Below are 11,762 nucleotides of genomic sequence, written 5' to 3'. Positions count from 1 at the left end.
GGGGTCAGCCGCCGTTGACCGGGCGGAACGGCGGGACGTGGTGCCGGGCGCGGGCGGTGCGGTTGGTGGTGGTGCAGATCGCGTCGAACATGGTCCGGCCGAGGACCGCGTGCGCCCGCACCGCCGGGTGGGTCGACCCGTAGTTGTCCAGGTCGCCGAGGGAGTCGGCGAACAGCGCGTACGTCAGGGTGGGCGCGCCCGCCGGGTCGAACATGATGCCGGCCTCGTGCCGGGCCGCGCCCAGGTCGTCGTAGTCGGCGCCGTACTTGGTGGCGACCCGGCTGCGCTCGGCCGAGGACATGGTGTGCCGGATGCCGTCGTGGTAGCCGTTGATCCAGCGGAGGATGCCGAGCAGGAAGTCGGCGGACCGGGGGCTCACGATGGTCTTGTTGGCCAGCCGCCACAGCAGGTCGTGGGTCTCGCGGGGCGTGGTGACGCCGAGGTAGAACCGGTTCGGGTTGGCGACGGGCTCGACACGGGTGTGGGTGAATCCCTTCGCGGCGAGGATGTCGTTGATCTCCAGCGCCGGCACCACCCGGCCGCACATCCGCACCGCCGTGTTGTCGGAGACGAGCAGCATCGCGGTGAGGAAGTTGGCGACGGTGACCTGGTCGCCCCAGACGGTCTGCAGGAAGTAGATGCCGCTGCCGCCGAGGATGATGTCGGCGGTCAGGTCGAGCCGCTGGTCCAGCTGCAGCTGCCCGCGATCGATCTTGTCCATCACCGCGACGGCGACGGCGAGCTTCTGCACGCTGTAGCCGTGCGTGACGCGGTCGGCGTCGTCGGCCACGACCGTGGCGAGCGCGCCGGAGCCGTCGACCATCGCGATGTGTGAGTGCCACACGCCACCGGCCGCGGCCTTCTGCTGCAGATAGGTCTGGCGGATCACCTCGGCTCTGCTGCGGGTGCGGATCCCCGGAGCCGGGACGGCCGGTGCCCGGCCCTCGGCGGCGGCGGGTCGGCCGGTGGCGGCGAGCGCGGCGGCGGCCGCGCCCAGCCCGATCGCGGCCCGACGGGTGACGTTGCTGGTCATGTGAACCTCCCCAGTGGTCGGCCACGATGGTCTCAGACGTGTCGATCGGACGGCGTCCCGGCAGGTCGGGACTGCGCCGAGAGATCCCGGTCCGAAGTGGTCAGAGCTGTTACGAGAACGTGACCCCGGCATTTCCCGAAACATGTTGACCAAGACGGATGTGAGCGCTAACACTGACCGGGGCGTGGACGCGCTCCGCACTTTCGGCACGAGGTCCTGGGAGGGAAGCCTGTGTCCAGAAGATTCTTGATGGCACTCGGCAGCGCCGTGCTGGCGCTCAGCATCGCTGCGTGCAGCGGCGAGGGGGCCGGCGGAGGCGGCGACACCGCCGACAAGAAGCCCACCGACCTGACCATCGGCGTCTCGATGCCGACGCAGACCTCGGAGCGGTGGATCGCCGACGGCAACTCGGTGAAGGAGAAGCTGCAGGCCAAGGGCTACAAGGTCGACCTGCAGTACGCCGGGGACGACATCCCCACCCAGTCGCAGCAGATCGACCAGATGATCACGCAGGGCGCGGACGTCCTGATCATCGCGGCGATCGACGGCACGGCCCTCACCGGCCAGCTCCAGGCCGCCGCCCAGGCCAAGATCCCGGTCATCTCCTACGACCGGCTCATCCTCGGCAGCCCCAACGTCGACTTCTACGTCAGCTTCGACAACTACAAGGTCGGCGTCGCCCAGGCCACCGCGCTGCTCGTCGGCCTCGGCCTGCAGAACAAGGACGGCTCCAAGGGCACGGCGACCGGCCCGTTCACCATCGAGCTGTTCGCCGGCTCGCTCGACGACAACAACACGCAGTACTTCTTCGGCGGGGCGATGGACACCCTCAAGCCGTTCTTCGACAACGGCGCGCTGAAGGTGAAGTCCGGCCAGACGAAGATCGAGCAGGCCGCCACCCTGCGCTGGCAGCAGGGGGTCGCCCAGACGCGGATGGAGGACCTGCTGACGTCGAGCTACAACGACGGGTCCAAGGTGGACGGCGTGCTGTCGCCGTACGACGGGATCTCCCGGGGCATCATCACCGCCCTGCAGAACGCCGGCTACGGCAAGGGCAACAAGAAGCTGCCGGTGGTGACCGGCCAGGACGCCGAGATCGCCTCGATCAAGCTCATCAACGACGGCGTGCAGAGCTCCACCGTCTTCAAGGACACCCGGCTGCTGGCCGAGCAGGCCGTCATCGCCGCCGAGGCGTTCCTGCAGGAGAAGCAGCCGCAGGCCAACGACACCACCACCTACAACAACAAGGTCAAGGTCGTCCCGGCGTACCTGCTGCCGATCCAGACCGTCTTCAAGGACGACATCAAGTCCGTCCTCGTCGACTCCGGCTACTGGACGGCCGAGGAGGTCGCGGCCGGGCAGGCCAAGAAGTAGCCCGGTCTCCGTCGGGCCCGGGCGGTCGCCCGGGCCCGACGGACGCCGGCCCGGCCGGCGACGCCACCCGACGACCCGAACAGCGGGAGGATGCCCGTGAGCGACACCATCCTCGAGATGCGCACCATCACCAAGACGTTCCCCGGGGTGGCGGCGCTCCAGGACGTCTCGATCACCGTGCGGCGCGGCGAGATCCACGCCATCTGCGGCGAGAACGGCGCCGGCAAGTCCACCCTGATGAAGGTGCTGTCGGGGGTGTACCCGTCGGGCAGCTACGACGGCGAGATCGTCTTCGACGGCCGCCCCGTGCACTTCCGCGGCATCCGCGACAGCGAGGCCCACGGCATCGTCATCATCCACCAGGAGCTCGCCCTGGTGCCGCACCTGTCGATCGCCGAGAACATCTTCCTCGGCAACGAGCGGCGCGGGCGCAGCGGCCTCATCGACTGGAATCGCGCCAACGCCGACGCGACGGCCCTGCTGGAATCCGTCGGCCTGCGCGAGAACGCCGTGACGCCGATCGCGGCGCTCGGCGTCGGCAAGCAGCAGCTCGTCGAGATCGCCAAGGCGCTGTCGAAGAAGGTGAAGCTGCTCATCCTGGACGAGCCGACCGCCGCCCTCAACGACGTCGACTCGGCCCACCTGCTCGACCTGCTGCGGCGGCTGCGCGACCAGGGCATCACCTGCATCATGATCTCGCACAAGCTGGGCGAGATCACCGCGATCGCCGACTCGATCACCGTCCTGCGCGACGGGCGCACGGTCGAGCGGCTCGACGTGCGCTCCGGCGAGGTGACCCAGGACCGGATCATCCGCGGCATGGTCGGGCGCGACCTGCACAGCTTCTACCCCGACCGGGTGTCGTCCCCCGGCGAGGAGGTGCTGCGGGTGGAGAACTGGACGGTGCGCCACCCCATCCAGGACCGCACGGTGGTCGACGACGTCGGCTTCACCGTCCGCGCCGGCGAGGTCGTCGGCATCGCCGGGCTCATGGGGGCCGGGCGCACCGAGCTGGCCATGAGCATCTTCGGCCGGTCGTACGGGCGCGACATCAGCGGCCGGCTCTTCCTGCGCGGCCGCCCGATCCGGGCGCGCACGGTCGCCGAGGCGATCGGCAACGGCATCGCGTACGCCACGGAGGACCGCAAGCGGTACGGCCTCAACCTCATCGACGACATCCGCCACAACGTCTCGGCGGCGGCGCTGCGCAAGCTCGCCCGCCTCGGCTGGGTGCACGACAACGAGGAGATCCGGGTCGCCGAGGCCAGCCGCCGCGACATGAACATCAAGGCGCCCAGCGTCATGGCGACGGTCGGCAAGCTCTCCGGCGGCAACCAGCAGAAGGTCGTCCTGTCGAAGTGGCTGTTCACCGACCCGGACGTGCTGATCCTCGACGAGCCGACGCGCGGCATCGACGTCGGGGCGAAGTTCGAGATCTACACGATCGTCAACCGGCTCGTGGCGCAGGGCAAGGCGGTCGTGCTCATCTCCTCCGAGCTGCCGGAGCTGCTCGGGATGTGCGACCGCATCTACACGCTCGCGGCGGGCCGGCTCACCGGCGAACTGCCGGCGGGCGAGGCCACCCAGGAGAAGCTCATGCAGCTCATGGCGAAGGACAAGGAACCGGCCTGATGACCGACATCAAATCCTCCTCCCCCGGGCAGCGCCCGCCGGCCGACGGGGCCGCCCCCGCCCTCGCCCTGCACACCGGCATCAGCGACCCGCGTACGCTGATCATGCGCAACCTGCGCCAGAGCGGCATCTTCGTCGCCCTCGTGATCATCGTGGCGCTCTTCGCGGTGCTGACCGACGGCGTCTCGCTGAGCCCGGGCAACATCACCAACATCGTCCTGCAGTACTCCTACATCCTGGTGCTCGCCATCGGCATGGTCATCGTGATCATCGGCGGGCACATCGACCTGTCGGTCGGCTCGGTGGTCGCGCTCACCGGCGCGGTCTCCGCGGTGCTCGTCATCCAGCAGGGCTACCCGTGGTGGCTCGGCGTGCTGGCCGCGTTGGCCGTCGGCCTCGCCGTCGGCGCCTGGCACGGCTTCTGGGTCGCCTACGCCGGCATTCCCGCCTTCATCGTGACCCTCGCCGGCATGCTGCTGTTCCGCGGCCTCACCCTGCGGGTGCTGGACAACATCTCGCTGTCGCCGTTCCCGGGCGAATACCAGCAGATCGCGGCGGGCTTCCTCAACGGGCTGCTCGGCGGGCAGGGCTTCGACGCGTTCACCCTGCTCATCGGCGCGGTGGCGGTCGCCGGGTATGCGGTCGGCGGCTTCCGCACGCGGGTGGCGCGTATCCGCTACCAGCAGCCGGTCGAGTCGTTCCCGCTGTTCGTCGCCCGGGTCGTGCTGGTGGGCGCGGTCGTCATGTACTTCGCCTGGCAGCTGGCGAACGCCCGGGGCCTGCCGATCGTGCTGATCGTCCTCGCGGTGCTCGTCCTCGCGTACGGGCTGCTGACCCGGCGCACCGTGTTCGGCCGCCAGGTCTACGCGATCGGCGGCAACCTTCCCGCCGCCATGCTCTCCGGGGTGAAGGTGAAGACCGTCAACTTCTGGGTCTTCGTCAACATGGGCTTCCTGTCGGCCGTGGCGGGGATCATCTACTCGTCGCGGTCCAACGGGGCGCAGCCCGCCGCCGGCAACATGTTCGAGCTGGACGCGATCGCCGCGGCGTTCATCGGCGGCGCGGCGGTCACCGGCGGGGTCGGCACGGTCGTCGGCGCGATGGTCGGCGGCCTCATCATGGCCGTGATGAGCAACGGCATGCAGCTCATGGGCGTCGACCAGTCGATGCAGTCGGTGGTGAAGGGCCTGGTGCTGCTCGTCGCCGTCGCGTTCGACGTCTACAACAAGCGCCGCGCCGGGTCGGCCCGCTGACGCGTGCGGGCCCGGGGTCACGTCGGCGGTCGCGGTCAGTGCGCGACGCGACCGCCGACGAGGGTACGGACGACCCGCTCGCGTACGGTCCAGCCGCCGAACGGGTTGTTCCGGGACCGGCTGCGGTGCCGGTCGACGCGGATGGGCCGTGGGACACCCGTCTCGACCACGCACAGGTCGGCGGGCTCCCCCACCCGCACGGGCCGCCCCGCCCGGGGCGCGATCCCGCCGATGCGGGCCGGCACGACGGAGAGCACCTCGGTGAGCCGCGCCCAGTCGACCCGGCCGGTGTCGGGTGCGCGCAGCACCGTGGCGACGATGGACAGGGCCGTCTCCAGCCCGGTCAGCCCGAACGCCGAGTCGGCCCACCCGCGCGTCTTCGTCGCCTGCGGGTGCGGCGCGTGATCGGTGGCGACGACGTCGATGGTGCCGTCGGCGAGCGCGGCGCGCAGGGCCAGCACGTCGGCGGCGGCCCGTAGCGGCGGGTTGACCTTGAGCGCCCCGCCCGCGCGCAGCGCCGCCTCGTCGTCCAGGACGAGGTGGTGCGGTGTCACCTCGCAGGTGACCCGGACGCCCGACCGCTTCGCCTGCCGGATCAGCTCGACCGATCCCGCGGTGGAGAGGTGGCAGACGTGCAGGTGTCCGCCGGTGTCGGCGGCGATCGACAGGTCCCGGTCGACGACGCGTTCCTCGCCGGCCGCCGGCCACGGTGCCGCGCCCGCCCGGGCCGCGACCCGGGCGTTGACGACGCCGGCGCGGGCGGCGAGGGGGTCCTGGGCGTGCTGGGCGAAGACGACGCCGAGCTCCCGGGAGGCTTCCAGCATCGCCCGGACCAGGGCGGGGTCGGCGACGCAGCGGCCGTCGTCGGAGAAGACCCGCACCCCGGCCGCGACGAGCGCAGGCACGTCCACGAGCCGCCGGCCGGCGAGGTCACGTGTCACCGCGGACACCGGATGGACGCGGGTGGTCCCCCGTGGCACGCGCGCCAGCAGGTCGGCGACCCGGGAGACGCGGTCGGTGGGTGGTGCGGTGTTGGCAATGGCGAACACGTCCGAGTACCCGCCCGCCGCCGCGGCGGCCGTACCCGAGCGGAGGTCCTCGGCCTCGGGGTGGCCGGGGTCGCGCAGGTGGGTGTGCAGGTCGACCAGGGCGGGCAGGACGATCCGTTCGACGGCCGGCGGCCCGCCGCCGCTCGGCTCGATCGCGCCGATCACGCCGTCGGCGACGGTGACGTCGACCAGCGGCCCGTCCGGCGTCAGCCGGACGGCCTCAAGCCGGCGCACCGGGGCTCCCCTGCACGGCGAAGACGGGCCCGTCGAAGCAGACGAGGGGGCCCTCCCGCCCCGGGTCTGCCGGGCGGGGCAGCGCGCAGCCGTGGCAGTAGCCGAGGCCGCACGCCATGTGCGCCTCGACGGACACCTGCAGCGGCACCTGCCACCGCCTGGCGAGGGTCATGGCGAGTGCGGTCAGCCGGTGGGAGCCGCACACCACGACCAGCCCGGGTGCCCGGTCGGCGAACCGGGCGGCCAGCCTGCGGTCGAGGGCCTCGACGGCGCTGGTGCCGTCGAGGTCGGTCACGGCCAGGGCCTCGGCACCGAGCTCCGCGCAGTCGGACCGGCCGATGACGCGATCGTCGGTGCGGGCGCTCAGGACCACGGTGCTGGGGACGCCGGCGGCGCTGGCGTCCTCGACGAGGGTCATGAACGAACACACCCCGATTCCCCGGCCGATCGCCAGCAACGGGCCGGCGGTGGCGGGAAGGTCGAAGCCACGGCCGAGGGGGCCGGTGACCAGGAGGCTGTCGCCGGGCCGGACCCGGCTGAGCGCCTCGGTGCCCCGTCCCTGGACGTTGTAGACCACCTCGATGTCGCCGCCGGGCCGACGGCGGTGCACGGCCATCGGCCGGGGCAACTGGATCAGCTCCCCGGCCGCCTGCGGCACGCTGAGCATCACGAACTGGCCGGCCTGGGCGGTCGCGGCGACGCGGGGGGCGCGCAGCACCAGCCGGTGGATGGCCGGCGCGAGCGGCGCGTGGCCGACGACGACCGCCGGGTCGCAGGCGGGCATCGGCCGGTCACGGGTGGGCAGCACGTCCAGGACGGCCGCCGGTGGCAGGGTGGTCATGCGGTCGCGTCCAGCCGGTACATGGTCTCCAGGAGCACGGCCGCGCCCGCGGCGACCTGGTCGGCGGTGCTGAACTCCCCGGGCGAGTGGGACAGCCCGCCGCGGCTGGGGACGAAGACGATCCCGGCCGGCATGAGCCGGCTGATCTGCTGGGTGTCGTGGCTCGCGCCGCTGGCCAGCACCTCGGCGGGCAGTCCCAGCGCGGTCGCCGCGGCGTGGGCCACCGCCGCCACCTCGCGGGACAGGCTCACCGGCGGGGTGTCGGCCAGCTCCTCCACCTCGACGTCGACGCCGCGCCGCGCCGCGACGGTGCGGCACCGCTGGCCGACGGCGTGCGCCGCCGCACGTTGCCGGCCGTAGTCGGTCTCGCGGACGTCGACGGTGAACACCACCCGGCCGGGGATGATGGTGATCGCGCCGGGTTCGACGGTGAGGGCGCCCACGGTGATCCGGGTGTTGACGTCGGTGGCTGCCACGGCCAGCCGTTCGCAGTCGAGCACGCACTCGGCGGCGGCGGCGAGCGCGTCGCGGCGGTTGTCCATCGGGGTGCCGCCGGTGTGCGAGGCCACCCCGGTCAGGCAGACGCGCAGCCGGGTCGAGCCGGAGACGGTGTCGACCACCCCGACGGGCACCCGCCGGTGTTCCAGCACGGTGCCCTGTTCGACGTGCAGCTCCACGAAGGCCCGCCAGTCCCGGGGGTCCCACCGCGCCGTCTCGACCCGCTCCGGCGCGAGGCCGCACTCGGTCATGGCGGCGGCCATGGTCGTGCCGGTGCGGTCGGTGAGCTGGCGCAGGTCGGCGGCGCCGGTGAGGCCGGCGACGATGCGACTGCCGTTGCACGCCTGCCCGAACCGGGCGCCCTCCTCGGCGGCGAAGGCGACGAACCGCCACGGGCGGTGCCGGGGGCGGGGTCCGGCGCTCGCGGCGGCGGCCACGGCGAGGGCGGCCACGACCCCGACGGTCCCGTCGTACGCGCCGCCGTGCGGGACGCTGTCGAGGTGGGAGCCGGTGCCGATCGCGCCGGGGCGGGGCTCGGCGTCGGGGGCCAGCTCGCCGATGGTGTTGCCGGCGGCGTCGGTGTACGAGGCGATGCCGAGGTCGGCGAGGAGGGACGCGAAGAGGTCGTGGGCCTGGCGTTCGAGGCGCGTGTACGCCAGGCGGGACACCCCCGGCCCGGGTTCGGACAGGGCGGCGAACCGCCGCAGCGTCTCCTCCAGCCGGGCCGGCTGCAGGGCGGGGACGGTGGCGAGGGTGGACATGGTGCTCCTGGCTGTCGGAGAGGGCTAGTGACCGTCGGGTGCGGGCCCGTGCGGCGGGGCCGGCAGGTGCAGTCGGGGCGGGTCCAGGGTGATGGCGCAGTCGAGCCGGTGTCCCCGCTCGCGCATCATCGCGTCGACCGGTGCCAGGGCCCGGACGCTGGTGAACGCCGTGGCGACCAGGGCGACGGTCGAGCTGGCGGGCAGGTCGGCGGAGGTGAAGAGGAGGCCGCGTTCCTGCACGACGGTGACCCGGCGGGTGCGCATCGCGGCCGCGACGACGTGGGCGAGCACCGCCTCCTCCTCGCCTTCCCAGTGCACGACGGCGGTCACGGCGCGGGCGGAGAGGACGGCGGCGAGCGCGTCGCCGAGTCGGATGGACGCCGACGGGTCGTGGCCGAGGTCGAACCACCGTTCGACGCCGTCGGTTCGGGTCAGCGGCGCGGTGAGCGCGGAGAGGTCGGCGAGTTCGGGCATGGTCTCCTCGTTCCTGGTCGGCGCGCGGCGGCGGCCGGGCGCGGCGGGCTGGGCTGGCTCGCCCCGGGTCAGGCGAGCGTGAGATCGGTACGCAGCAGGGCGGACAGCGTGGTGACGCCCGCCGCGTGGCACCGGGAGCGCAGGCCACGGACGACGTCGACCATGGCGGTGGGGCGGCTGAAGTTGGCGGTGCCGACCTGCACGGCCGACGCGCCGACGGAGAGGTACTCCAGGGCGTGGTCCGCGGTGGCGATCCCGCCGCAGGCGATGACGGGCACGTCGACGGCCTTGGCCGCGAGCCAGACGAGCCGCAGGACGATGGGGCGGATGTGTGGGCCGGTGAGGCCGCCGACGCGGTTGCCGAGCGCAGGCCGCAGGCTGCCGGGTTCGAGGGGAAGCGACGGGACCGAGTTGGCCACGCAGACCGCGTCGGCGCCGGCCTCCTGGGCGGCGCGGGCGCACTCGGCGATGGAGGCCACCATGACGGGCAGCTTCGCGATGACCGGTTTGTCGGTGACCGCCCGGACCCGGGCCACGGTCTCGAAGAGCACGGCGGGATCGGACCCGATGTCCCGGCCGTCGGTGTCGAGGTTGGGACAGGAGACGTTGAGCTCGTATCCGGCTCCGGCTCCGCCGAGCTGCTCCGCGACCTGTTCGTACTCCGCGGGCGCGTGGCCGCCGATGCTGACGATCGTCGGCGCGGGCAGCGCCTGGTAGTCGGCGTACTGGTGGGTGAGGAAGCCGCCCGGGCCTCGGCTGGGGATGCCGACGCTGTTGACGACGCCGGCCGGGATCTCGGTGAGCCGGTGCGCCGGGTTGCCGGCGCGGGCCTGGAGGAAGACCGTCTTGGTGACGGCGGCGGCGAGCTCCCGCATGGGGAGCAGCCGGCCCAGCTCCGGCCCGAAACAGCCCGAGGCGGGCATCACCGGGGAGGCCAGGGCGAGGCCCCGGATACGCATGGACAGGTCGACGCCGGGGTCGGCACCGAGGGGGTCCGTGGGGGCGTCGGACGGACCCGGGTCCCGGGCTGGTGGCTGCACTCCAACTCCCTCGGTCACACAATCGCCGCAGCTTTCCGTCTAGCGGAAAGCTTGCTTCCATAAGTAGGCTACGGAGTATCGGCCGCCCCGTCGGGCGTGTCAAGCCCAGCGCCGGCGGGCCCCTCGGGGCCGCCCACCCGGCCGCCCCACCCACTCACCCCCTTGGAGGACCCGTGCGGGTCGGCCTGTACGGCGGCGCAGCCAGCGGACGCGAAGAGCTGCACCACGCCGTGGCGTCGCTGGTCTCGGCACTCGCCGACTCCGGTTGCGAGTTCGTCTACGGCGGCGGCGCGGACGGCGTCATGGGGCTCGCCGCCCGGACGGCGCTGGCCCACGGCGCCCGGGTGACCGGCATCCTGGCCCCGCCCGGCGAGGGCGACGAGACCCCCCATCCGGGGCTGACCCGGGTGGAGGTCGCCACCTCCCGCCCCGCCCGGCGGGCCCGCATCCTGGGCCTGTCGGACGTCGTCGTCGCCCTGCCCGGCGGCCCCGGCACGCTGGAGGAGATCACCGAGGCGGTCAACCTGCGGCGGCTCGGCCTCACCCGGGCCCGGTGCGCGGTGCTCGACGCACAGGGCTTCTTCGACCCGTTCCTGCGGCAGCTCGACCAGATGGCCGCCCAGGGATTCCTGCGGCAGCCGCGCGCCGACCTCGTCGCCACCGTCGCCACCGCGCGCGACGTCGCCGCCCTGTGCGATGGCGAGGCCGGGCAGGACGGGCGCGGGGGCGGGTGTGCCGGCGCCGGGTCGCCGACCGGCCTCGATGGCAGACCGGGAGCGCCCGGGGCCGCCCGGCCACCCGCCGGCTCCTGACCTCCGGCCGGTGCGCCAGCAGCCGAAACCAGCTTGGAAACCACTCTTCCACAACCGTTGACGGCGCCGATTCAACGCGCGTAGATTACGGGACCTCACGCCGGCCGGAAGGAACGCCCTAGTGATCAACTTGGTGCGGGCGACACCAAAAGCCCTGGTCATCGGCTCGGTCCACCACGACCGTTCGCTGGCCGTCCCCCGACTGCCGAGGCGGGGCGAGACGGTGCTCTCCGGCGGCGCCCGCGACGGGCTCGGCGGCAAGGGAGCCAACCAGGCGGTGGCCATCGCCCGGATGGGCGTGTCCTGCGCACTCCTCGGCGCCGTCGGCGACGACGCCAGCGCGGCGTTCGTCCGGGACCAACTGGTCGCCCACGGTGTCTCGGTCGCGCAGGTCGGCGTCGTCCCCGGCCGGCACACCGGGCGGGCCACCGTCGTGGTCGAGGCGACGGGCGAGAACCTGATCGTCGTCGAGCCCGGGCCGGTGGACCGGATCGACCGGGCCACGGTCGACGCGAACCTCCGCGACCACGCGGCACCGCCGACGGTCGTGGTGGTCCAGGGCGAGGTGCCGCCCCGGGTCCTCGCGTGGGCGGCGGACTCGGCCGGCGCGGCCGGCACGAGGTTCGTGCTGAACCTGGCCCCGGTCGTCCCGGTCGCCCCCGAGACGCTGCGTCACGCCGATCCGCTCGTGGTCAACGAGCACGAGGCCGGCGACCTGCTCGAACTGCTCGACGGCCGCCCGGTTAGCGTGGTCGACGGAG

11 protein-coding genes are annotated in these 11,762 nt (G+C 73.1%); 5 read left to right on the top strand and 6 right to left on the bottom strand.

All coding sequences use genetic code 11. The features are described from left to right. Window positions 1-4 precede the first annotated feature (4 nt). On the bottom strand, window positions 5-1,033 hold the full coding sequence (locus LPA42_RS00055) for a serine hydrolase (RefSeq protein WP_077940021.1): 1,029 nt from the start codon (window positions 1,031-1,033) through the stop codon (window positions 5-7). 249 nt (window positions 1,034-1,282) lie between these two features. On the opposite strand from LPA42_RS00055, the gene chvE reads away from it, so the two are divergent. The 3 genes from chvE (at window position 1,283) to mmsB (ending at window position 5,292) form a co-directional block, all read left to right on the top strand. Continuing rightward, complete coding sequence (gene chvE, locus LPA42_RS00050) at window positions 1,283-2,407, top strand: multiple monosaccharide ABC transporter substrate-binding protein (RefSeq protein ID WP_096761731.1); 1,125 nt, start codon at window positions 1,283-1,285, stop codon at window positions 2,405-2,407. Window positions 2,408-2,503: 96 nt separating this feature from the next. Beyond that, on the top strand, window positions 2,504-4,039 hold the full coding sequence (mmsA, locus tag LPA42_RS00045) for a multiple monosaccharide ABC transporter ATP-binding protein (RefSeq protein ID WP_077940019.1): 1,536 nt from the start codon (window positions 2,504-2,506) through the stop codon (window positions 4,037-4,039). Continuing rightward, entirely contained in the window at window positions 4,039-5,292 is a 1,254-nt protein-coding gene (gene mmsB / locus LPA42_RS00040) for a multiple monosaccharide ABC transporter permease (RefSeq protein WP_091280631.1), read from the top strand. The genes mmsA and mmsB overlap by 1 nt, the downstream gene beginning before the upstream one ends. Before the next feature lie 35 nt (window positions 5,293-5,327). Here the strand turns inward: mmsB and LPA42_RS00035 are convergent, their stop codons facing one another. From LPA42_RS00035 to LPA42_RS00015, 5 genes are all read right to left on the bottom strand, one after another. After that, window positions 5,328-6,575: a dihydroorotase gene (locus tag LPA42_RS00035; RefSeq protein ID WP_077940018.1), complete on the bottom strand. Its 1,248-nt coding sequence runs from the start codon at window positions 6,573-6,575 to the stop codon at window positions 5,328-5,330. Further along, window positions 6,562-7,416 (bottom strand): hypothetical protein, encoded by an 855-nt coding sequence (locus tag LPA42_RS00030; RefSeq protein ID WP_077940017.1) that lies wholly within the window; start codon window positions 7,414-7,416, stop codon window positions 6,562-6,564. The genes LPA42_RS00035 and LPA42_RS00030 overlap by 14 nt, the downstream gene beginning before the upstream one ends. Then, window positions 7,413-8,675, bottom strand: coding sequence for a Zn-dependent hydrolase (locus tag LPA42_RS00025; RefSeq protein WP_077940016.1), 1,263 nt, complete (start codon window positions 8,673-8,675; stop codon window positions 7,413-7,415). Before LPA42_RS00025 ends, LPA42_RS00030 begins: the two co-directional genes overlap by 4 nt. A gap of 24 nt (window positions 8,676-8,699) precedes the next feature. Continuing rightward, window positions 8,700-9,149, bottom strand: coding sequence for a hypothetical protein (locus LPA42_RS00020; RefSeq protein WP_077940015.1), 450 nt, complete (start codon window positions 9,147-9,149; stop codon window positions 8,700-8,702). A 68-nt stretch (window positions 9,150-9,217) separates the two neighbouring features. Further along, a complete protein-coding gene (locus LPA42_RS00015) occupies window positions 9,218-10,189 on the bottom strand; it encodes a dihydroorotate dehydrogenase (RefSeq protein ID WP_198956761.1) in 972 nt (323 codons plus the stop codon). 173 nt (window positions 10,190-10,362) lie between these two features. On the opposite strand from LPA42_RS00015, the gene LPA42_RS00010 reads away from it, so the two are divergent. Continuing rightward, window positions 10,363-11,001: an LOG family protein gene (locus tag LPA42_RS00010; protein WP_077940014.1), complete on the top strand. Its 639-nt coding sequence runs from the start codon at window positions 10,363-10,365 to the stop codon at window positions 10,999-11,001. 121 nt (window positions 11,002-11,122) lie between these two features. Continuing rightward, window positions 11,123-11,762: PfkB family carbohydrate kinase (locus tag LPA42_RS00005; RefSeq protein WP_228986204.1), on the top strand; the 640-nt coding region annotated here is incomplete at its 3' end.

The sequence above is a fragment of the Micromonospora sp. DH13 genome, from assembly GCF_020873825.1.
Classification (GTDB): domain Bacteria; phylum Actinomycetota; class Actinomycetes; order Mycobacteriales; family Micromonosporaceae; genus Micromonospora; species Micromonospora haikouensis.
Note: the sequence above shows the minus strand (reverse complement) of the source record. Positions and strands in the feature narration are given on the sequence as shown.